At 68.6% G+C, this 22,816-nt stretch carries 17 protein-coding genes; 2 read left to right on the top strand and 15 right to left on the bottom strand.

Annotated features, from left to right (window positions below):
- Positions 1–8: 8 nt before the first annotated feature.
- From ACJ8AN_RS36820 to ACJ8AN_RS36770, 11 genes are all read right to left on the bottom strand, one after another.
- On the bottom strand, positions 9–1,847 hold the full coding sequence (locus ACJ8AN_RS36820; protein WP_407760271.1) for a glycoside hydrolase family 2 protein: 1,839 nt from the start codon (positions 1,845–1,847) through the stop codon (positions 9–11).
- Between the two features lie 355 nt (positions 1,848–2,202).
- Positions 2,203–4,494: a vanadium-dependent haloperoxidase gene (locus tag ACJ8AN_RS36815; protein WP_407760270.1), complete on the bottom strand. Its 2,292-nt coding sequence runs from the start codon at positions 4,492–4,494 to the stop codon at positions 2,203–2,205.
- 141 nt (positions 4,495–4,635) lie between these two features.
- Entirely contained in the window at positions 4,636–6,507 is a 1,872-nt protein-coding gene (locus ACJ8AN_RS36810) for a family 43 glycosylhydrolase (RefSeq protein WP_407760269.1), read from the bottom strand.
- Positions 6,508–6,561: 54 nt separating this feature from the next.
- Positions 6,562–7,836 (bottom strand): xylosidase, encoded by a 1,275-nt coding sequence (locus ACJ8AN_RS36805; RefSeq protein WP_407760268.1) that lies wholly within the window; start codon positions 7,834–7,836, stop codon positions 6,562–6,564.
- Positions 7,837–7,976: 140 nt separating this feature from the next.
- Positions 7,977–9,299, bottom strand: a complete 1,323-nt coding sequence (locus ACJ8AN_RS36800) for an extracellular solute-binding protein (protein ID WP_407760267.1) — start codon at positions 9,297–9,299, stop codon at positions 7,977–7,979.
- Positions 9,300–9,305: 6 nt separating this feature from the next.
- The gene (locus ACJ8AN_RS36795; RefSeq protein ID WP_407760266.1) at positions 9,306–10,130 is read right to left on the bottom strand and encodes a carbohydrate ABC transporter permease; all 825 of its coding nucleotides are present in this window, start codon (positions 10,128–10,130) and stop codon (positions 9,306–9,308) included.
- Positions 10,131–10,134: 4 nt separating this feature from the next.
- Entirely contained in the window at positions 10,135–11,049 is a 915-nt protein-coding gene (locus ACJ8AN_RS36790) for a carbohydrate ABC transporter permease (RefSeq protein ID WP_407760265.1), read from the bottom strand.
- On the bottom strand, positions 11,046–12,131 hold the full coding sequence (locus ACJ8AN_RS36785; RefSeq protein WP_407760264.1) for an ABC transporter ATP-binding protein: 1,086 nt from the start codon (positions 12,129–12,131) through the stop codon (positions 11,046–11,048). The genes ACJ8AN_RS36790 and ACJ8AN_RS36785 overlap by 4 nt, the downstream gene beginning before the upstream one ends.
- 111 nt (positions 12,132–12,242) lie before the next feature.
- Positions 12,243–13,082 carry a phytanoyl-CoA dioxygenase family protein gene (locus tag ACJ8AN_RS36780; RefSeq protein WP_407760263.1) on the bottom strand — a complete coding sequence of 280 codons (840 nt, stop codon included), beginning with the start codon at positions 13,080–13,082 and terminating at the stop codon, positions 12,243–12,245.
- 109 nt (positions 13,083–13,191) lie between these two features.
- On the bottom strand, positions 13,192–14,340 hold the full coding sequence (locus ACJ8AN_RS36775; RefSeq protein ID WP_407760262.1) for a galactokinase: 1,149 nt from the start codon (positions 14,338–14,340) through the stop codon (positions 13,192–13,194).
- A gap of 26 nt (positions 14,341–14,366) precedes the next feature.
- On the bottom strand, positions 14,367–15,428 hold the full coding sequence (locus ACJ8AN_RS36770) for an aldose epimerase family protein (protein WP_407760261.1): 1,062 nt from the start codon (positions 15,426–15,428) through the stop codon (positions 14,367–14,369).
- A gap of 432 nt (positions 15,429–15,860) precedes the next feature.
- Between ACJ8AN_RS36770 and ACJ8AN_RS36765 the strand changes: the two genes are divergently transcribed.
- Complete coding sequence (locus ACJ8AN_RS36765; protein WP_407760260.1) at positions 15,861–18,527, top strand: TonB-dependent receptor; 2,667 nt, start codon at positions 15,861–15,863, stop codon at positions 18,525–18,527.
- Between the two features lie 45 nt (positions 18,528–18,572).
- Here ACJ8AN_RS36765 and ACJ8AN_RS36760 read toward each other — a convergent pair whose 3' ends face one another.
- A complete protein-coding gene (locus ACJ8AN_RS36760; RefSeq protein WP_407760259.1) occupies positions 18,573–19,613 on the bottom strand; it encodes a glycoside hydrolase family 43 protein in 1,041 nt (346 codons plus the stop codon).
- Positions 19,614–19,691: 78 nt separating this feature from the next.
- Positions 19,692–20,660 (bottom strand): multidrug resistance efflux transporter family protein, encoded by a 969-nt coding sequence (locus ACJ8AN_RS36755; protein ID WP_407760258.1) that lies wholly within the window; start codon positions 20,658–20,660, stop codon positions 19,692–19,694.
- A gap of 62 nt (positions 20,661–20,722) precedes the next feature.
- Between ACJ8AN_RS36755 and ACJ8AN_RS36750 the strand changes: the two genes are divergently transcribed.
- On the top strand, positions 20,723–20,956 hold the full coding sequence (locus ACJ8AN_RS36750) for a hypothetical protein (RefSeq protein WP_407760257.1): 234 nt from the start codon (positions 20,723–20,725) through the stop codon (positions 20,954–20,956).
- Positions 20,957–20,995: 39 nt separating this feature from the next.
- Here the strand turns inward: ACJ8AN_RS36750 and ACJ8AN_RS36745 are convergent, their stop codons facing one another.
- The gene (locus tag ACJ8AN_RS36745) at positions 20,996–21,742 is read right to left on the bottom strand and encodes a DUF459 domain-containing protein (RefSeq protein ID WP_407760256.1); all 747 of its coding nucleotides are present in this window, start codon (positions 21,740–21,742) and stop codon (positions 20,996–20,998) included.
- Between the two features lie 260 nt (positions 21,743–22,002).
- Positions 22,003–22,812: a GNAT family N-acetyltransferase gene (locus ACJ8AN_RS36740; protein WP_407760255.1), complete on the bottom strand. Its 810-nt coding sequence runs from the start codon at positions 22,810–22,812 to the stop codon at positions 22,003–22,005.
- Positions 22,813–22,816 lie beyond the last annotated feature (4 nt).

Below are 22,816 nucleotides of genomic sequence, written 5' to 3'. Positions count from 1 at the left end.
GTTCCTCTTCAGGTGCCCGCGGACTCGGGCTCGCCCGACTCGGTGGTGGGCCGGGGACGCCCGGAGGGCGCGGGGGGCATGGGGATGTCGCTGAGGAAGCGCGGGCCGCGCGTGGCCAACGCTATCTGCTCCAGGGGGAACTTGGGGGTGCGGTCCGAGTACAGCAGCCCGTTCGCCTCCTGGTACGTGTCGGCGAACTGCGTGTAACAGAAGCCCGCGAACAGATCGAGCGAGCGCACCACCTCGAGCAGCGCGGTGTAGCGGCGCGCCAGATCCTCTGGCCCCTTGCACTGCGAGTAGCCCCACTCCCGCTGGTCGCCGCGCGACATGGAGATGCCGCCGAACTCGGAGAGCACGAGCGGATGGTCCGCATGCGGGTGGCCGTCGAGGACGATGACCCGCCCGCCCGGCCGCTCGCGCCGGAACAGGTGCGGGCGCACCTCATGCGAGTGGTAGCGCTGGGCGATCTTCCCCGGGTCGGCGTCATAGTCGTGGATGCCGATGATGTCGGTGGCCACGCTCTCCCAGCCGTCGTTGCCGATGACCGGACGCCCCGCGTCGAGCGTGCGCGTGAGGTGGAAGAGCGCCTGCACGTAGTGCCGCTCGGCGGCGTTGTCCGGCAGGTTGGGCACGCCCCAGGACTCGTTGAGCGGAACCCACGCCACGATGCAGGGGTGGCTGTAGTCGCGGGCGAGCACCTCGAGCCACTCGCGCGTGAGCCGCTCGACGGACTGGCGGGTGAAGCGGTAGGCGCTGGGCATCTCCTCCCAGACGATGAGCCCCAGCCGGTCCGCCCAGTAGAGGTAGCGCGGATCCTCTATCTTCTGGTGCTTGCGCACGCCGTTGAAGCCCATGGCCCGGGCGAGCTCCACGTCCCGCCGCAGCGCCGCGTCGTCCGGCGCGGTGATGCCCGTGCCGTCCCAGTAGCCCTGGTCGAGCACCAGCCGCATGGGGTAGGGCCGCCCGTTGAGCACGAAGCGGTCCCCCTGCACCGAGACGGCGCGCAGCGCGGTGTAGCTGTCCACCGCGTCGAGCAGCTGGCCGTCGGCGCCGCGCAGCTCGAGGCGGGCCTGGATGAGGTTGGGCGAGGTGGGGCTCCACAGCAGCTCGTTGCGGAAGTCGTCGATGCCCGGGTCGGACAGGGCGATGCGGCGGTACACCTCGCCGAGCACCACCGTGTACGAGTCCCGGGCGAGCAGGGTGTCCCCCACGCTCAGCCGCACGTCCAGCCGCAGCCCCTCGGGGCGCGTGCCCTCGATGTGCACCTCGAGCCCCAGCTCCCAGCGGTTGAGGTTGGGCGTCCAGCGCAGGCCCTCGATGCGGGTGACGGGCACACGCTCCAGCCATACCGTCTGCCAGATGCCGGTGGTGCGCGGGTACCAGATGGAGTGTGGATCCAACTGCCAGTCCTGCTTGCCCCGGGGCTTGGCGAGGTCGGCGGGGTCATCCTCCGCGCGCAGGACGATCTCCTGCGGGCCATCGCGGTGGAGCAGGTCGGTGATGTCGAGCTTGAAGGGCGTGTAGCCGCCCTCGTGGTGGGCGCAGCGCGAGCCATTGACCCAGACGGTGGCGGTGTGGTCCACCGCGCCGAAGTGCAGCACCAGCCGCTCCTGGGCCCCGAGCGCGGGCGGCTCGAAGGTGCGGCGGTACCAGCAGGCGCGGTAGAAGCCGGTATCCCCCACGCCACTGCGCTCCGTCTCCGGCGCGAAGGGCACCTGGATGCGCGCCTCCCAGCTCACCTCCGCGGGCACCGACCAGCGCCCGAGCGGATCGAGCGCGAAGTCCCAGGCGCCGTTGAGCGGGCACCACCCCGCGCGCCTCAACTGCGGGCGGGGATAGCCACGCACGGGCGTCTCTGGGTCCTGCGTTGGTCCCGCCCATGGCTCGGGAGCGGGGGTGGCCTCCGGTACACCGGCCCCCGGTACAGTGGGAGTGCGTGCCGCACGCGTCGAGTCCTGGCTACCCATGCGGCAAGAGTAGGCACCGCAGGTGAGCGCGCAGGCGGGGTGCGTTGCCTGCCAGGTCGTGGAGCAACCCGGCGCGAGGAGCGCACGGGAAGGGGGCTGGAGAGGGAGCACCGGGCTGGACGGTCACCGTCCACCAGGGCCCCGTGCTCACCGGGTCCCCCTGGCCTCACAGCACGACGCCATCGGCCGTGTCGTGTACATACTGGCCACGCCACGGCGGATGGCGAGGGCCGGCTCACACGACGGGCTCGACGCCCCCATGGGCGATGCGGACGGTGGTGCCGTCGAAGCGGGTGAGCTGGAAGAAGGCGTCGTCCTCGTTGTAGGTGAGGCTCAGCTCCTGCAGCAGCCCGATGGCCACGCGCTCGCCGAGCAGGATGGACTCGGTGTAGTCCGAGCGCCAGTGGACGCCCGCGGCGTTGCGGAAGAGGGAGATGTTGCTGGCCAGCTTGTTGAGCTCGCCGCCCACGGTCATCTGTCCGGAGTCCGCTCCCGGGTAGGGCTCCAGCGTGGTGCCGTCCACGCTGGCGATGAGAGGATTCTCGATGGGCGTGCTCTCCTCGAAGTAGGCCTTGAGAAGGGTGGCGCAGGCGCCGGAGACGGTGGCGTGGCCCGCGCCGTAGGCCGGGTGGTTGGGGCAGCCCTCGGGGTAGGCCTGCGGGAGCAGGAAGGAGCCCCAGCGGCTGGGGAAATACGCGCTGAGCACTCCGGTGGACAGTGAATTGCGGATGGACGCGTCGAGCGGATAGGTGCGCCGGCTGGGGCTGGACAGGTGGTTGTCGATGCGCCCGCCGTACTCCTCGGGGCGCAGCCGCCGGTGCACGCCCCACTTCTGCCACCACACCGCCCGCGCGGCCCTCCCGGACACCTCGATGAGCAGTTGCAGCAGGTGGGGGGCGCCGAAGGTGGCGAAGCCCATCTGGGTGCGCGAGTCGCCCGCGGTGCCCGGCGGGTCATAGGGGTTGCCCGTGTCGCAGGGGAATTCCTTGTCCACCTGGGGCCGGCTGGCGCCCATGCCCGCGAGCTGGTTGCCATTGGGCTCGGAGAGCAGGATGAAGGCGGCATTCCAGTACGCGTTCACCACCTGGTCGAAGTGGACGTAGTTGGCCCCGTCGCGCAGGTTGCGGATGAAGCGGCGGGTCGTGTCGAACTGGTCATTGCCCCGGTCATCCCGGCCGTTCTGCACGGCGAGCCAGTTGGTGAAGGAGGTCAGGTAGTCGGCGGCGGCGACGCTCACGTCGGGGAAGCCCTTCACGGTCAACTGGCGCTGGTCGATGACCTGGGAGCCGTAGGTGATGAAGCCCTCGTCGGCGTCGCGCCCCTTGGTGTCGGGCTTGCGCGGGTCGCTGTTGCCCTTGAGGAGGAATTGGGAGACGTAGGGCCCCACCTGGTCGCCAGGGAAGATGCCGCGGAAGAGGTTCTGCGCGGTGACGGGCGCGGTGCCGCCGAACTGGGGGAACTCGGTGTTCAGCGAGCGGACGGCGCGCTCGATGATGCTGTTGGCGATGCCCGCCTGGGAGGCGTAGTCGCGGAAGGGCACGTCACGGGCGACCGCCATCCAGTACAGCTCGCCCATCTCGGCCGCGGCCTGCTTGCTGTCGAAGCGGGGCGCGGGAGGCTGGGTGACGGCCTGGGCATCCGGGCCCTCCAGGTCGAAAGCCAGACCCGCCTGGGGGTTGGTGAGCTTGAGCGCGTTCGGCGCCAGGACGATCTCCTCGAAGTCCCCCGGATCACGGCTCTCCAGGGCCCGCAGCAGCGAGCCATAGGAGATGGGATCCGGGTCGCCCACCGCGTCGTGCTTGAGGCTCTTGGAGTAGTTGCCGATGAAGGGGCGGTCCGGGTAGTTGACCTCGTCGTTGTTGTTGAAGTGCTCGGCATGCCGGCGGCTGGCGGCGAGCTGAGCGGCCTTCTCGCGGGTGGCCAGAGCGGACAGGCGCCGCTCCTCCGAGCGCCGGGACTCGCGGGTGCCGGGGACGTTGAACGACTCGAAGATGGCCACGCCGGGGTATGCGGTCTTGTCGTCGGTCCCCGCCTGGATATTCACGACCACGGAGGAGAGGCTCGGGGAGGCGGGCGTAGACGTGCTGGCCAGGGTGCACCAGTCCTGCCCATCGATCGACACATCCCAATAGAGCACCTTGGCCGACTCGCGCAGGCGCCACCAGCGGTGGCTCTCCGGATCGTACGGGACGCTCCGCGTCAAGGGGTTGGCTCCCGTGAGCAAGCAGGTCAGCAACCCCCCTCCGGCGTTGAAGAGCATCTTGGTATTGGTACCGACATCAATGATGGCTTCGAAATTCGTCTCACAGGGACCGGCGTACAGGGTCTGGACGACCTCGATGTGAATGGAGGAGTCGCGCAGGTCATACCCCGCGACGGATTTATACCCTCCGTACTGGGCAACGTTGCCCGCGGGCCTGATTTCGAGACGCTGATTCACTTCCTGGATGGGCCCGTAGCTCCCCCACTTGGAGCCATCCGTCGAATTGTCATTGAAGGTATCCGTCAGCGTATGCGCCTTCGCCATGGTCGCCCCTTGTCTCCCTCGGCACTGCGAGGATGGACAGGAGTTGTACACGGCAGGTCTGACAATGCTTTGGAGGGCGGAGGGGTGTTCAATTCCTTTCGCTTGGGCGCGGGAGGGCTTCCTTTTTCCAGGCCGGCGGGGTCATCGCCGTGCGCGTTCGCCAGACCGCAGCGCGTAGACGCGGACGTAGTCGAACCCGGCGGTGAACCTGCCGCCCCCCCCCATCGCCACGAGGGCGATTCGCGGGCCGGTCATCGCGTGCGTCCAGGTGCCGCCGCGAACCCAGTCCGTGCCGTTCTGGCTCGTGTACGCGGTGTACGCCACCGTGTCGCCGCCCGCGGCGCGGCGTGCCTCGCCACCGAGGCGCTCGACCGCGATGCGCAGGTAGGTCCAATCCTTCGAAGGGGGGCCGACGGCCGTGTTGCCGTAGCGCGCATGGCCGGCCGGCACCGGCGCCCGCTCCTTCGCGAACTCCGTCTGACGCGTCTCCCCCATGGAGGTGACCGTCAGCTTGATGTAGTGGTCGTCGTCGCCGTAGAGCACCAGGCCGGCCTGCGCGGAGTTGAAACAGCAGCCCTCGTCCGGCACATCGAGGCGCACCCGGGTTTCGACCAGGTAGTCACCCTTGGGCGCCGGGCGCGTCAGCAGGGAGGCGTTGTTGGTGTCGACGTAGAGGTCTGCCTTCTGCACCTCGAAGCGGAACGTTCCGTCGGCAACACCATACGTGCTCGAGTCTGGCGGCCGCACCCACGACCACGAGGCGCTCAGCGCGGTCCCGTCGAGCTCGTCCGACGCCGCCGCGAGGCGGTCACCGGGGACGTGGGGCCGCGCCAGACTCGTCCGGTACTGGGACTTGTACCCGTCTCGAGCCGCGGGCGCGGGCAGCTTGCCGTCCGAAGCCCAGAGGCCACCGCGCACGGCCGGCCACCCGTCGACCCAATCCAACGGGTCCAACAGCACGGGCCGCTTGGTGAACCCTGGCGCCGATTCGAAGAACGGGTCTGCCTGATCGACGGCGTGGTAGACGGTCCACCACTGACCCGCCGCGTCCTGGAACACCGTGTTGTGTCCGGGGCCCACCCACCGGTTGCCATTCATGCTGAGGACGGGTGTTCCGCCGACCCGCGGATCCAGCAACGATTGACCCTCGCGATCCACGAACGGACCGAATGGGCTGGTGGACCGCCCGGCGAAGACGCTGTAGCCGGTCAGCGCGCCGTTGCAGCAATTCGTCGCGGAGCCGAACAGGTAATAGGCGCCGTCGCGGGAGACGACGTTCGCTGCTTCGTAGCGGTTGCCGATGGTGATCCGCTTCTCGTCGTCACCAGCGGTCGCCCCGTCCGCGGTCAACGTGAGCTTCCTGGCGAAGATGCCCCCGGAGTAACTGCCGTAATACAAGACGCTGTCCGTGCCGACCGAGTCACCCAGGACGTCCGGATCGAAGGTCCACTGGAAGGCGCAGGGATCCGGGTTGGACGTGTCCTTGCGCGGGCCAATCACTGGCGCGCCGGAGAACTTCCACGGCCCCGTGGGTTTGTCGCTGACCGCCACACCAATCGCGCTGTCACCCGTGCACTCCGTCCCGGTCGTGTCGGTGACGGCGAAGAACAGGTAATACTTGTCATGTTCCGCCGAGTAGACGACCTCCGGCGCCCACAGGCCCGCGCTGCTGGCGGCGTAGGCCGGCACCGACTGGAAGGCGTCGCCGACGTACTCCCACTTCACCAGATCGAGGGAGCGCAGCTGGGGAATCTTGTGGAACACCCAGTTCCCCTGGGCGTCGCGGTCCTTGTCGTGAAGCGGATCCGTCGTGCAGTACATGTACCAGTACGGATCGCCCCGCTGCTGTCCGCGCAGCACCGTGGGGTCGGCACAGCTTTCGACGACGCCGCCCTTCGGGAGCCGCGGCTTCAACGGGTTGGCGTAGAAGCCGGGGCTCTTCGAGCTGGCGGCCAACGCCAGTGAAGCAACGAGTGTGGCCAGCAGCCCCAGCACCAAGCGACGAGTGTCCATGCGAACTCCCTCCAACACCGACGGTGCCTGCCGCACGCGGGGACGCCAGACGGCTCACGCCCCCGAGAAGCGCTCCTCGACGACGAACGGCTCGCAGGGGCGGCCCTCGAGGTCGCAGAAGGCGACATGGCGTTGGATGGGCAGACGCTGGTCTCCATCCTTTCCGTACTCGATGCCGTTGCGCCACACGTGCAGATACATGGCGTACAGCCCCTCCCCCACCCTCACCAGGGAGGGGTGGCCCGGGCCATTCCACTGCCCACCGAGCGCCGGGCTCGCGCTGTCGATCAAGAGCCGCTCGTCCCTCACCTCGTGAGCCAGCAGGTCGACCTTCGCGATGTACGTGCGGTACTCGGAGTTGCCGAAGAAGCCGGCGCTGTAGACGAGATAGGACTGGCCATTCTCGTGCACCACGAACTGGCCTTCGACCAGGCCGTCATGATGCGGTCCATTGGTGAGCAGGACCCGAGCCGGGCCCAGCAGCGTGATGCGCCCGTCCGCGTCCTGCGTGAACTCGTGCGACAGGATGGGCGTGGGAGCCTTGCGGTGCGCCTGCGTCACCGGGTCCTTCCACTGCAAGCCGTTTCCGTCCACCTTGGTGAGCAGGAACGTCCGCTCCTTCCCCTCCGGGTCGACGACCGCGGCCACATGGCCGTCAATCATTCCGACGACGGGGTTCTCACCCGCGGGCCCACCCGGGTAGTCGGGAGCCAGCTCCTTCACGCGGACATTGAGGTCGAGGAAGCCATGGTCCGTCCACTCGCCGTCGATGGCAGTGGCGGTGGCGTAGGCGGTGCGCAGGATGCCGGCGCGATCCCTCGCGGTGTAGTGCAGCGTGAGCAGGCCATTGCGCACGTCGATCTCCGGGGCCCATCGCGCCACGACGAGGTCCCGGGGAAGGTCCGGCGAGAGCGGATCCAGCTCGCCCGCGTTCCACCACGCGGGCAGCTTTCCCTCGGGGAAGATGGCACGGTGCTGGCCATCCACCTTGTGCGGCACCCAGGTGCCTCCCGCGAAGCGGTACAGCCGGAAGGCAAACGGCTGATCATTGGTGGTCGCGATCAGCCAGAGGCCCGCGGTGCGTGCACCACCGGGGCTCCGCTCATCCAGCCGCAGCACGAAGGGATCGGGCAGGGTCTCGTGGACGAGCGGCTCGGGGACGCGCTGCAGGTTCGCGACGATGTCCTGGAGCGTGCGCGACTCGTTCGCGGGGAGGTCGAAGAGACCCGCCGGGTCTCGCACGGTGTTGGAGCGGAGGCGGTTCGGCTCGGCGGGGAGCTGGGCTCCCGCGGGGCCACGCGGGGATTCAAGGTCGGAGGGGGTGCTCATGAGGGGGCGCAAAGCTACTGGAGGGGGCCTTGCCAGTTCCAGCACGCTCGAACCGGGGCGCCACCTCTCCGCTCCCCTGCCCGCCCGCCCCATGGACGAGCAAGACGGGCAGAGAGGTGCACGGGCCGCGTGGAGCCGTTCTACCGATGGCGGGAGCGGCGCAGGATGGCCGAGACCGCGCGCTGGGCATTGGCGAGGGCCACCTCCAGGTCCTTGTGGACCAGCCACGTCGAGTTCAGCTCGTTGACCAGCACGTCCATGATGCCCCGCTGGAATTCGATGGGCGGTAGCGCCGTGGCGATGGTGGCGGTGCGGGTGTACTCGGCGCGGTGCGGCAGGGCTCGCATCTCGGCGCTCGCGAGCACCGAGGCACGCACCGGGAGATGCCCGGTCCGGGCCCATTGCAGGTTGTTGTCGTAGAGGAACTTCAGGAAGGTGAGCGCCGCCTTCCGCTTCGCTGGATCGGGCTTCGACTGCTTCGGCAGCACCCACGTGTGGTTGTCGGACCAGACGGCATCCTTGCCATAGAGGGTGGGCATGTCGCGCACGACATAGTTCTTGAGGGCCACGTTCGGCTCCTTCGCCTGCGCCGCGTAGGTATCCACGCCCCAGGTGCCGTTCACGAGCACCGCCGCCTCGCCGGCGAGGAAGGCCTGCTGCGCTCCGGCGTAGTCGTGCCTGGGATTGGCGTGGCCGGCCGCGTAGAGGGAGCCGAGCAGGCGCAACGCCTCCTTGCTCTCCTTCGACTCCAGCTGCGCCTTCCTGTCCGCGTCGACGAGGTTGCCGCCCTGCTGCCAGACCCAGGTGAGGTACTGCCAGGAGGGCATCGGATCCGCCCCGGAGGGGATGGCGAAGTACGGCTTGCCCGTCCTGGCCTTCATCGTCGCGGCGTGCTCCATCAGCTCGGCCGGGCTGGTGGGCATCTTCGGCTGGCCCTTGTCGTCGACGAGCCCCGCCTTGATGAACAGGTCCGCGTTGACGTGCCACAGGAGGGCATGCACGTCGAAGGGGAGCGCCCAGATCTCCCCCTTGGCGGTAACGGCTTCGCGCGCCACCGGCACGAAGTCGGCGGTGTCGATGCCCACCGCGGCGAAGTCCTTGCCGAGCGGCTCGAGGAGATTGCGCACCTGGTAGTTCGGCAGGACGCTGCGGTGCATGACGGCGATATCGGGCGGGGTACGGGCCGCGACATTGGCGCTCAGCCGGTCGTAGTAGACACCCCACTCCACCGACTGCGTCTTGACGAGAATGCCGTCCTTGTTCTCCGCGTTGAACTTGTTGGTCAGCACCTGGATGATGCCGCACTCACCGACGGCCTTCGACAGGTCGGTGACGTTGGCGTACTCGTCGCTGCAGCCGCCGAAGAAGCGGAACAGCGTGATCTCCGTGGCCGCCAGCGCGGAGGTAGAGCCGAGGGACATGACCAGCAGCAGCGCGGCCGAAAGTAGCGTCTTCATCTTCATGGGAGCCTACTTGCCGCCGGTCATGGCAATGCCTTGCACGATATGGCGTTGGAACACGGCGTAGAGAATGATCATCGGGGCGCTGGCGAACACGGCCGAGGCCATCAGGAAGCCGAGCCCCTCGGACATCGCGAAGTTGCCCTGCAGCGAGCCGAGGCCGACGCTGAGGGTATACATCTCCGGCTGGGTCGCCGTGACGACGGGCCAGAGGAAGTCATTCCAGGCGTGCAGGAAGGTGAAGATGCCGAGCGTCGTCAGCGCCGGGCGGGACAGCGGCAGCATGATCGACCAGAAGATCTTCAGCCGGCCCGCGTTGTCGAGCTCCGCGGCCTCCTCCAGCTCGCGCGGGATGGCCTTGAAGAACTGCGTCATCAAGAACACGCCCATCGGCACCGCCACGCGGGGGGCGATGAGGGAGAAGTAGGTGTTGTGCAATTCCCAGCGGGCGAACAGGGCATGCAGCGGCACGATGATGGCCTGCTCGGGCACCATCAGCCCGGCCAGTACCAGCAGGAAGACGGCGCGGCGGCCGGGAAAGTCGATCCGGGCGAAGGCGTAGCCCGCGAGCGACGACACCAGCAGGACCGACGCCGTCATGCCGATGGCGACGATCACGCTGTTGAGCAGCCAGCGGGGCGTCAGCGACACCCGCAGCAGGGTGGCGAAATTCTCCAGGGTATGCGGCCACGGCACGATGCCCCGGGTGGAGCTCACCAGCATGGAGTTGGGCTTGAGCGACAGGGCCAGCACCCACAGCATCGGCATCATCCACACGAACGCGGCGCCGATCATCAGGGCGAGGAGGAGACGGTCACCGAGGGTCCGGTTCATGGCTTCACTTCTCCTCCTGCCGCGACAGCCGCAGCTGCAGCAACGCCACGCAGAACATCAAGCTGAACAGCACCATCGAGGTCGCGGAGGCATAGCCCGCACGCCAGTCCCGGAAGCTGGTCTCGTAGATGAACTGCACCAGCGGCCGGGTGGAGTTGGACGGACCGCCGCGCGTCATCAACAGCGGCTGGCCGAACACCTGGAGATGCATGACGGTCTGCAGCACCACCACGAGCAGCGTCGTGCGCGCCAGGGCCGGCAGGGTGATGTGCCGCAGCACCGCCCAGCGCGAGGCTTTGTCGAGCCGGGCGGCCTCGTAGACCTCGAGAGGAATCTGCTGCAACCCGGCGAGGAAGAGCGCCATGGGGAAGCCGGCGCCCCACCACAAGGTCGTCACCACCAGCGCCGGCATGGCCCACGCCCGGTCCGCCAGGAAGGCGATGGGCTCCAGCCCCACGGCGCGCATCCCGTTGGCGATCAGGCCACGGTCGGGGTTGAGCACCATGGACCACACCAGCGTGACGACCGTGACCGAGAAGATGCTGGAGGCGAAGAAGATGGCCCGCAGCGCGCCGTAGATGCGCAGCGGCCGGTTGAGCGCCAGCGCCAGGGCCAGCCCGAGCACCGTGGCCGCCGGGGCCGTCATGGCGGCGAACTGCAGGGTGCGCTTGAGCGCCTCCCAGAAATAAGGGTCGTCCCACAGCTCCTGGTAGTTCAACCCGCCGATGTACTCCCGGTAGTCCCCGACGATCTCCCAGTCGTGCAGGCTCATCCACAGGCCGAGGGCGAAGGGATAGATCAGGAAGACGGCGTAGAAGGCGAGGAAGGGCGCCAGGAAACCATAGCCCGCGATGGCGTCGCGGTACCGCGTCAGCCAGCCGCGCTGCACGGCGGGCGCCTGCTCGAGGGTCACGTTCATGGCAGGCCCCTGAGTGCCAGCCCATCCGCGCCGAAGAGCCGGCCGTTGCCGGGCTCGAGCGCCAGGGTCACGGTGTCGCCGAGGCGGACCGTGCTGTCGCCCGTGTCGGTGGCGATGAGCGTGGCGCCGTCGGCCCCCGTGACATGCAACAGGGTCTCGCGGCCCAGCCGCTCGATCGCCTTCGTCTGGCCACGGAAGATGCCCTCGCCAGCGGTCGGCCGCACGTGCTCGGGCCGGACGCCGAAGGTGACCGGCGCGCCCGCGCTCAGCGTGCTGCCATCCACCGAGAGCCCGGCCTTGCCGCCAGGCAGCGCGACCTCCACCCGGCCGGGGCTGGTGGCAACCACCCGGGTCTCGAGCAGATTCATCTTGGGTGCGCCGATGAAGCCCGCCACGAAGGTGTTCGCGGGGTTGCGGTACACCTCGAGCGGCGAGCCCACCTGCTCGATCCGCCCCTCGCGGAAGACGACGATGCGGTCGGCCATGGTCATCGCCTCGACCTGGTCGTGGGTGACATAGATGGAGGAGGCCTCGAGCCGCTGGTGGAGTTGCACCAGCTCCACCCGCATCTGCACCCGCAGCGCCGCATCCAGGTTGGAGAGCGGCTCATCGAACAGGAACACGTCGGGCCGGCGCACGATGGCGCGGCCGATGGCGATGCGCTGGCGCTGGCCGCCGGACATCTCCGCGGGACGGCGCTCCAGCAGGTGCTCGATCTGCAGCGTCTTCGCGGCGGCGTTCACACGCTCGGAGATCTCCGCGCGCGGCGTGCCAATGTTGCGCAGGCCGAAGGCCATGTTCTCCGCCGCCGTCATGTGCGGATAGAGGGCGTAGTTCTGGAAGACCATGGCGACCCCGCGGTCGCCGGGCGGCGTGTCGTTGACCCGGCGCCCGCCAATGAGGATCTCCCCACCGGTGATCCGCTCCAACCCGGCAACCATGCGCAGCAGGGTGGACTTGCCGCACCCCGAGGGGCCGACGAAGACGATGAACTCCCGGTGCTTCAGCTCGAGCGAGACACCGTGGATCACCGACTGGGAGCCATATCGCTTCTGCACATCCCGCAGCAGCACATCAGCCATCGTTCACATTTCCTGGGGGCGCCGGCCGCCCCGGCGCGGCGGCGAAGCTTCGTGGACTTCCGCCGGACAGACAAGAGGTACATCGCCAAGGCCACGGTGCCGCCGCGGCCCTCAATAGTCCGGCTTCAACAGCCCTTCGATGACATGGTGCTGCACCACCGTCTCGAGCTTCCCGGTGACGCGATAGGTCAGGTGCTCCCTCACCCGTACCGGCAGTGAGTCCAGATATGCCTGGGTGACCTGCAGGTCGTGATGATTGGCATTGGTTGCGTCGGGCGCATCGACTCCCACCACCAGCACCGGCCGCCACTCATTCGAGCGATTGGCCGTGCCGCGGTGGATGGTGAGCGCCGAGCGGGCGGAGATATCCCCCATTCGAGGCATCTTCTGCACCGCCCGGGAGATGTAGCGCTGCCACAGATGCCTGGGTGGGAACATGCCTTTCTCGCAGCCCTCGAACTCGTCCCACTGCGTCCCCGGCGCCACTTCGAACGGACCATGCTCCGGCAGGGTGTCCACGGCGGTGAGGTTGAAGGCGAGGCTGTTGAGGCGCCGCCCCTTCGTGGTCGCTTCCGGTGTGGAGAAGTCGCGGTGCCACGGCTGGTCGGCCGCGCCGGGGAACGGGATGTCGAAGCCGACCTCGACGATCTTGTAATCGCGTCCCAGCACCGCCTCGCAGACCGCGACGAACCAGGGATGGGTGGCGATGTCCACGAAGCCGCGGATCCGCTCCGGATGCACCTCGACGTACCAGCGCTGTGGCCCTCGGGGGAGCGCCCCGCCGGGCACCTTCTGGGCCTCTTCGAACAAGGTCCCGATGTCCTCGCGCATCCGCTCCACCCAGGGCCGCGAAAAGGCGCCCTTCAGGCCGATGATCCCATCGCCGTAGAGCCCGCCCATGATGGCGGCGACGTCGTATGGCTCGTGCTCGTTGTTCGCGGCGGGGGTCATGCGCTCCTTCCTTCCCTCGAAGACATTTGAAACACACCCGGCTGCTCAGCCCTCCAGGCGCCGGTGCATCCGCAGCAGCGCGAGCTCACCGAAGAGAGCCGCTCGATCGTCACCGGCTGGACTCCAGCACGCTCGCCCCGTCCGCGGCATGGCACACGTAGATGTGCGGCGTGTTCCCCGTGGCCTGCTCGTACTTCTCGCCGATGCTCTGGACGAATGCCTCGGACCGCTCGGGCGCGACCAGGGCCACCGCGCAGCCACCGAAGCCCGCTCCCGTCATGCGGGCTCCGAAACAGCCCGGCTGCGCCCGCGCCAGCGACACGATGGTGTTGAGCGCATCGTTGGTGACCTCGAAGTCGTCGCGCAGGCTGTCATGGCTGGCGTCCATCAACTGCCCCAGCCGCGTCAGGTCTCCGGCCCGCATGGCCTCGGCGGCCCGCAGGGTCCGGTCGTTCTCGGTGATGACGTGCCGCGCGCGGCGGCGGACCAGCGGCTCCAGCTCGCTCTCGCGCGCCGACAAGGTCCGTGTATCGACGTCTCGCAGCGCCTTCACGCCGAAGAACCGCGCGGCCTGCTCGCACTGGCTCCGGCGCTCGTTGTAGGCGGAGTCCACCAGCCCGCGGCGGGTCCCCGTATCGAGCACCACCACCACGGCGCCCGCGGGGACGGGCACGGGCTGAAGCGACAGGTCGCGGCAATCGATGAGCAGCGCGTGGTTCTTCCGGCCCCCCGCGACGATCATCTGGTCCATGATCCCCGAGTTGACGCCGATCCACTTGTTCTCGACCTTCTGGCCGAGCAACGCCATCTCCGAGGGCTTCCATGGCAGTCCGCTCACGGTGGCGAAGGCGCGCTGCATGGCCAGCTCCACGGCGGCGGAGGACGAGAGGCCCGCGCCGCGCGGCACGTTCCCGATCATCACCCCTTCCAGACCCTCGAGCGTATGCCCGGCCTCCTGCAGCGCCCAGGCGACCCCCTTCAGGTACTCGCCCCAATCCGTGCCGGTATGGGAGATCCGCCCGAGCTCGAAGGACAGGGACGCGCCGTAGTCGAGCGAGTGGACGACGACGCGGCGGTCGTCGCGCGGGCGCAGCGCGATCCACACCTCGCGGTCGATGGCGATGGGGAGCACGAAACCGTCGTTGTAATCGGTGTGCTCACCGATGAGATTGACCCGGCCCGGAGACCGTACGACCGCGGTGGGGGCCGCGCCAAAGCGTGCGCGGAAATCCTGTTCGATCTGTTCGCGTAGCGTCATGGTTTCACCAGAGGGAGTGCCTGGGTTCACCGGCCCGAGACGGAAAATCTGTAGACGGAGCGCGAGCGGTACTGCTCGCCCGGGCGCAGAATCGTCGAGGGGAAGTCCGGCTGGTTCGGCGAGTCCGGCAGGTGCTGGGTCTCCATCGCGAAGCCGAAGCGGTGGTGGTAGACCGCGCCCTTCTTTCCCTTCAGCGTGCCGTCGAGGAAGTTGCCCGAGTAGAACTGCATGCCGGGCTCGGTGGTGTGGATTTCCATCACGCGGCCGGTGGTGGGCTCCAGGACGTGCGCGGCCAGCATCAGCTCGCCGGCCCTGCCCTGGTTGAAAACGAAGCTGTGGTCATAGCCCAGCCCGTTGCGGAGCTGCTCGTCGTCCTGGCGGATGCGCGCGCCGATGGCCGTGGGCCGCCTGAAGTCGAACGGCGTACCCGTGACCTCGCGGAGCCCGCCGAGGGGAATGGACGTCGGGTCGATCGGCACGAAGCGGTCCGCGTTGATCGTGACGACATGGCCCAGGATGTCGCCCTTCCCGTCTCCGGCCAGGTTGAAATAGCTGTGTTGGGTGAGGTTGACCGGCGTCGCCTTGTCGGTGGTGGCGTGATAGTCGAAGACGAGCTCGTCATCGCCCGTCAGCGTATAGGTGACCCGCGCGGTCAAGGTCCCCGGATAGCCTTCCTCGCCGTCGGGGCTGACGTAGGTGAGGACGAGGCCCATGCCCTGCTCGTTCTCGAAGGGCTCCGCGGTCCACACCACCTTGTCGAAGCCCTTGAGGCCGCCGTGCAGGTGATTGACGCCGTTGTTCGCCGCCAGGGTGTATGGCTGGCCATCGAGCGTGAACCGGCCCCGGGCAATGCGGTTGCCATAGCGGCCGATCAGCGCGCCGAAATACGGAGAATCCTTCAGGTAGCCCGCCAACGAGTCGTAGCCCAGCACCACGTCGTCGAAACGGCCGTCCCGGTCCGGCACGCGCAGGCTGAGGAGGATTCCCCCGTAGTTGGTGACCCGCGCCTCCACCCCTCGCTTGTTGGTGAGGGTGTAGACCTCGACGGGCTGTCCTCCTGGGGCCGTACCGAAGGGGATCCGTTCCACGACGTCTCCTGTGATTGAGGAATGCGCGCGGCCTGTCTCGCGGGGGGCCGAGCAGACCGCGGACCGTATAGCACGCAGGGCGCGCGGCGAGAGGTGTCCTGCTGGCCAGGGGGTTGCCGTTGTCGCCGGTGAAGCGGATGACCGTGGCTTGGGAGGTGGATTTGACGCACCACGCCGTAACCCGTCAGCAGCGCGAATCGCGGATAAACGGGACTACGTCTTGACACCCTGCGTGGGCATGGGTGAGATGCGCGGCCCTACAAACACGTATGAAACCGGAGGACCTCGCCAGGCAACTCCAGCCAGCAGAGGAGCCGACGGATTTGTGCGCGCAGTTGGAGAGGGTATTCGATGCGTTTGAAGACATTCTTTCTTTGTTCAACGTCCCTCACGATGCTGACGGCAGATGCGCTTGCGCAGAGCGAGCAAGCCGTGCCGAACAACCCTGGAGCCGCACCGGCGTCGCAAGCGGCCGGCGCGAGCACCGCGCCTCGAACGGATGACGCCGCGGCCGCCGCGGGCACTCCGGGCGACGATGAGTATGTCGAGGAAATCGAAGTCGTCGGCCTGCAACGCAGCATGCAGAAGGCGCAGACCATCAAGCGCGACTCCGATCAGATCGTCGATAGCGTCGTGGCGCAGGACATCGGCAAGTTGCCGGACGTCACGGTCTCCGAGACGGCGGCCCGCATTCCGGGCGTCCAGGTCGCCCGGGAACGCGGCGAAGCGGCCGGCCAGGTGCTGGTGCGCGGTCTGCCCGACCTCACCACGACCTATAACGGCCGGGAGATCTTCACCGCCGAAACGCGCAGCGTCGCGCTCGGCGACTTTCCCTCGGGTGGCATCGCGGCGCTCGACGTCTTCAAGACCACGACCGCCGATCAGATCGAAGGTGGCCTCGCCGGTCTCATCGACGTGCGCTCCCGCCGGCCGTTCGACTTCGACGGCTTCGAGCTCTCGGGCTCCCTGCGGGCCACCTACGCCAATCAGTCCGGCGCGTTCGACCCGAACGGCAACCTCCTGATCACCGACCGCTGGCACACCGGCGCGGGCGACGTCGGCGCGCTGATCAACTTCTCCTACACCCGCCTCAACTATCTGGACTCGGCGCGCTGGAACACCGGGTTCATCAGCCCCAACGGGCGGGCCGCGGACACGGGCGAGGCGTTCCGCTTCCCCGACGTGGTCGGCATCTTCTATGGCACCGGCCAGCGCGAACGGCCGTCCGTGAACGGCGCGCTGCAGTGGCGGCCAACGACGGGGCTCGAGTTCTATGCCGAGGGCCTCTGGCAGGGGTACCGCGACAGCGTCTCGGACCGCCAACTGGAGATGCGGTTGTGGGGCGACGGCGCCCGGTACACCAACGTGACGCTGCGGCCGGACACCACGGACCAGGCCCAGAGCCTCACCGTCGAGAACGCCGCCCGGCCGTTCATGTTCCAGGGCGCGACCTACCGCACGACCGACACCGCCCAGTTCGCCGTCGGCGGCACCTATGAGACGGGCCCCGTGCGGCTCACGGCCGATCTGGCGCGGACGACCAGCCAGTTCGACATGTCGCTCTACAGCTTCGACCAGCAGCTGGCCGCCTCCCCCACCTTCGACGTCAACTTCGACGTGCCGCGGGGCCCCGGTGGCATGGAGTTCTCCCTCCGGAACTACGACCTGACCAATCCCGCCAACTTCCAGTACGTCGGCTTCTTCGACAGGTCCTACGTCGCGGCGGGCGATGACTGGCAGGCCCGGACGGACCTCGACGTGAAGACCGGCCTCTCCTTCCTCCCCAAGCTGGAGGCCGGCCTGCGCGTCACCACCCGCGACGCCTACCAGGAGAATGGTCAGCGCTATAGCAATGCGCACGCCGGGATGCCGCTCACCGACCTTCCGGTCGATCTGCATGTGTTCCGCGGCGGCTTCCGCGGCAGCGACATCCAGCAGACGCGGACCTGGGTCGTGCCGACGTACGAGAGCATCCGGAGCAACGTGGAGCAGCTGCGCGCCCTCGAGGGCTACACTCCAGGCGCGCCCGAGCGGCTGCGCATCTTCGACGCCAGCGAGCAGACCTTCGCCGGGTACGGGCAGGCGCGCTACGAGTTCAACGTGGGCAGCGTGCGGGTGGACGGCGTGCTCGGCCTCCGGGCGGTGCGCACCAACACCACCGTCACCACCTACCCCACCGAGACCACCACCGAGGAGGGCACTGGCAACTACACCGACCTGCTCCCCAATGTCAGCGCGAGGATCCGGCTCCTCCACGACCTCCAGCTGAGGCTCTCCGCCAACCAGACCCGGACGCGGCCGGGCTTCGATCAGCTGCGCCCGATCGTCCTCAACTCGCCTCCCCCCTGTCTGTCGGAGCCCAGCCCGCCCCCGAGCTGCCAGATCACCGGCGGCGGCGGCAACCCCGACCTCCAGCCCGTCCGGTCGAACAACTACGACGTCTCGCTCGAGTACTTCTTCCAGCAGACCGGCATGGCGTCCCTCGCCGTGTTCCGCCGCGACTTCAACGGCTTCATCACGAACCTCGACGTGACCCGGGATGACCCGACCTATGGGCCTGGCCGCGTCCGCGTGAACATCCCGGTGAACGCCGGCGAGGGCAGCATCCAGGGCTTCGAAGCCACGGTCGGGAGCTTCTTCGATTTCCTCCCCGGCTGGCTCGGCGGCTTCGGCGCCTATGGCAACGTCACCTATCTGGACGACAAGCAGGCCTTCCCCGCGGGCTACCAGCTCGAGCTGGGCGAGACCGGCCGGATCCCCGGCGTGTCCAATTGGTCCTACAACCTCGTCGCGATGTACGAGCGCGAGAAGCTCTCCGCCCGTCTGGCCTACAACTATCGCTCGCGCTGGATCACCTCCTACGTCCAGAACCCGAACGGCCCCGGCTTCACGGGTGAGTTCGTGGACGGCGTGTCGCGGCTCGATTTCTCGGCGAGCTACGCGCCCTGGGAGAAGGTCAGCTTCACCTTCGACGCGTCGAACATCCTCGGCAGTCCCTTCCGGAACTTCCGGCAGTTCACGCCCGAAGGCGACACCTACCCCCGCGACGTGCGCTACGAGGAGAGCATCTACTCGCTGGGCATCCGCGTCCGCATCTAGGTGATGAAGGGGGGCGAGGCTGGGATGCGCTCCAGCCTCGCCGCCTCAACGCGGCTCGAGCGGGGCGATTCGAGGCACGCCGTTCTGCCAGGACAGCTCGACGATGTGCAGGAAGCGGCCCAGGTTCGCGGGCCTGCAACTCTGGGTCGCTGACCAGGAATGGAAGGCGAGGAAGTCCCTGCCCCCGGATTGGAACACGGCCTGATGACCGGGGCCGCTGAGACAGGGTTGAGCCGTGCTGGCGAGAAGCGGATTGCCCGGAGCATCGGTGCACGGCCCCAGCGGCCCCTCGCAGGTAGCGTAACCGCTCCCGTAATTCGAAACGCGCTGCGCGTCCTGCCAGGCATAGTCATTGGCGGAGAAGAACAGGACATACGCGCCGCCCCGCTCGACCATGGCCGGAGCCTCGACCACGCGGCCCTCCCAGGGCTTGTCGTTGCGGATCAGCGAGACGGGGTCGCCCACCAGGCCGAGCCCGTCTGGCGAAAGACGCTGGGCGAAGAGCTCCGTCGGCTTGTTGAAGGCCGGGTTGTTCCCATCGTTCTTGAAGTAGAGGTAGAGCTGTCCGTCCGGAGCACGGAAGGGGCTCGCGTCGATCGTGCCGCCGAGCTCGTACTGGCACACGAGGGGTTCGGAGGCTTGCGAGGTGAACGGACCGTGCGGATCCTCGCTGGTCGCGGCGCCCACGCATTGGAGGCCGCTGGCGGCGTGGCGCGCGGTGAAATAGAGCACGAAGCCGCCCGGTGTCCGCAGCACCTCGGGCGCCCAGGTGAAGCCCGTCTTCGCCCAGGAAGGGAGGACGGGCAGCGCGTCGCGCAGCCGGCCCGGCTCCCGTTCATCCCAGAGGAGTCGCCAGCTCGAGAGGTCCGTGGACGAGGCCATCTGCACGTTGGCCCCGCCCGTATTCGTTGCATAGGCGAGGTATTGCCCCTCGTGCTCGAGGATGAAGGGGTCCGGGAAATCGGCACGCAGCACGGGCGGGTAGGCCACGCTGGCGGACGGGGACGGCGCGTCGCCAGAAGGCACACAGCCGCCCGCCAGCGCCAGTACCGCGGCAATACCTCCAAGGAACGACGCTCTACTCATACCTGACAAGGAAACCCTCCTCATGATCCCGCCTGGCCTCCACGGGCCACGCCACGGCGGACAGGCGTGGCCGGCGCGTCACGTCTGCACCGCGGAGGGCTCCAGCTCGGCGGCCACGCTGATGCGGCTGTAGAGCACCATGCCCACCACGATGATTCCCGCCCCCACGAAGCTCACCGTGGAGGGCCACGGCTCGCCGAGGAAGAGCACCCCCAGCAGCAGCGCGAAGAGCAGCTCCGTGGCCTGCGTGGCCTCCACGGCCGCCAGGCCCACCGGGTTGTTCGCCGTCATGTTCGTGGCCCGGAAGAAGAGCGTGGTGGCGATGACTCCGGAGGAGACCGCCACGCCCGCCGACTGCAGCACCTGCTCCGGCGAGGGCCACCCCGCTCGCGAGTAGCCATGGGCCGCCACGCCCAGCCACAACGGCAGGCTGCCCAGCGTCATGCCCAGCACGCGTTGGCTCGCGTCCAGGGAGACGCCCTCGCGCTCCAGGTGCAGCATCAACCGGCGGTTGCCCAGCGGGTACGCGAAGGCGGAGAGCACCACGAAGAGCAGCGCCAGCCACGCCCGCGCCGGCATGGCCAGGGTGAAGTACCCCAGCTGCATGACGAGCACCCCCACGAGGATCAGCGAGCCCACGCTCACCGCCTTCAGGGGGATGCGCCGGCGTGCATCCGTGTAGATGAACGGCGAGAGCAGCGGTCCGGAGATCGCCGACACCTGGAAGGAGCCGGCGATCAGCCACGAGGGCCCGTACTCCGCCGACAGCGTGAGCAGCGAATAGAAGACGCCGAAGCCCACTCCCCCCCAGAGCAGCCACTCGCGCGGGTGACGCCGCAGCTCGGCCCCCAGCGCCGGCCAGCCGCCCCGCACGCCCACCAGCACGGACATCAGCGGCACCATGATGAAGTAGCGCAGCGACGCGCTCCACGCCCACGAGCCCCCCGCCGCCGCCATGCGCCGGTTGAGCACATACGTCATGGTGAAGAACAGCGCCGAGCTCACGCCGAGGATGATCGCTGGCAGGGCGGACGAGGGTTTTCTCATGGCCGGAGGTGCACGGGGAGAACCCCTGGTTATCATGGGTCACCTCGTCCCCAGGAACTCCCGTGAACGCCCTTCTCATCCGTGTGGTGTGTGGTGTCCTCTTCGCCGCGATGACGCTCGGCGCCATCGTCCACCCGCCGGAAAACCTCAACCAGGGGCTCGGCATGCTCTTCCCGGCGGCGATGCTCCTCAACTACGCCATCAAGGGCCCCCGCCGCGCCCTCGCCCCCAAGAAGCCCGCCCCCGCTCCCGCTCCCGCTCCGGCCGTGAGCGACCCGGGCTCCTCCCAGGTTTGAGCCACCCCGGAGGCTCCGTCTCGCGAGCCCCCTCACGCCTCACTCCCGGCAGAACGCCAGGGGCATCATCGGCGCCTCGGACGCGGCATCGGACTCGCGGCAGACGGCGGGCTCCGGCGCGTTGAGTTCCGGCTCCCCGGCGGCGGGCGCCGAGTCCCCACCCGCCTCGAGCAGCCCCAGCACCGCCGGGAAGACACTGCTGGCGAAGTAGCGGCCCCCCGCCAGCGTGAAGTGCACCCCATCCTCCATGCGCAGCGGCATCGGCTTGCGGAAGCCCTCGACCCGGGCCTCGCGCACCAGGCCCCCCTTCGCGTCGGTGAAGAAGGACCGTGTGTCCAGGTGCGTCGTGGCCCCCCGCGCCGACACGGCCTCGCGCAACACGCGGCGGATGACCCGCAGCTTGCGCTCGAAGTTCGGCAGCCCCGTGACGGGCAGCTCCAGCCAGAGAATCCTCCGGCCCGGCGCCTCGAGCACGTGCAGGAAGTCCTCGACGCGCTGGCGGTACGCGGCCTCCCAGCCCGGCGCGCCCCACTGCACCTTCGCCTTGCCCTTGTCGTCCGTGAGCCCCTGCCCGTCGTTGCCGCCCATGATGACGACGACCACGTCGGGATGGTGGCGCTCGACCTCCTCGCGGCCCGCCTTCATCCAGTCGAAGAAGTCCGGACGCGCCAGCCCCGTGGAGGACTTCGCCTTCCGCACGGCGTGGATTCCGGGGGACGCGTTGAGCGACTTCTCGAGGTACTCGCCAAAGCTGGTGACGATCAGGCTGTCGCCGAGCAGCAGCACCGTCCGCTTCCGTTGAGCCGGCGAGGACTCGGAGGCGGGGGACGGCTCACCGGCCGCCGCACGGACCCCTCCCGTGGAGAGGAAAGCAAGGCACACGAGCACACGCGCGAGGTGATTCTCCATCTCCCCCCCAAGCTACCGCGCCCGTGCGCGGCTGAGAACGGAGGAGATCGGCCTCGGACCCGGCATTGAAGCCAGCAAGGCCTTCGAGCACAACCGGCCTTCCCATGCCCGGCTGCTGGAGGGCCGGGCGCCCTCGCTCAGTCCGACACGGGAGCCGGGGCGCCCTCCGGGTGCGCGGCATCGACGTAGAAGAGCATCCGCGTCACGAAGCGGAACCCCACCCGCTCGTAGATGCGGCCGGCCTCCTCGGTGATGGTGCTCAAGAAGAGCACGTCCACGCCCCCGTCGAACGCCTCCCGAGCGGCCCGGGACGTCAGCGCGGAGCCGAACCCCCGCTTGCGGAAACGCTCCAGGGTCCCCACTCCCGCGAGCTCGGCGATGCCCTCGGACGGGGGCGTGCACGTGCCGACCACCGCCGGCTCTCCCGCCACGCGCCCCAGCACCCCCCTGCCCTCCTTCAGGTCCTTCAAGAACCCGGAGAGCTCCTCCTCGGAGGCCTCGTAGGCGTCATCGACGGCGAAGGCCCGCCGCCCGGTGTTGCAGAACGCGCGCGCGTCCTCGCGGGACGAGCCGGGCGAGAGCAACGAGAACTCGAGCCCCTCCGGCACCTCCACCGGCGTGAAGCTCTCGCGCGTGCAGACCATCACCCGCGCCTCGGCCTCCTGCCGGAAGCCCGCGGCGAGCAGCTTGTCCGCGAGCGCTGGCGCCAGCTCGGAGACGTACTCGAAGCGGGGCACCCTCCGCCGCGCCTGGAACTCCGCCCGGAGCCGCCGCAGCGGCTCGCTCACGTCCCCCGAGATGGGCCCGTCCGGGATGGCGTAGTTGAGGTAGATGAGTGGGTCGAAGGCGTGGAAGAACGCCGTGAAGGGAGGAACCGGGACGGACTCGTAGCGTTGCGCGGCGCTGCTCCGCATGTAGGACTGCAAGCGTTCAATCAGGCTCGGCATGGAT

It is taken from the genome of Archangium sp. (assembly GCF_045802675.1).
GTDB lineage: Bacteria > Myxococcota > Myxococcia > Myxococcales > Myxococcaceae > Archangium.
This window is presented reverse-complemented; position numbering and strand designations above follow the sequence as displayed.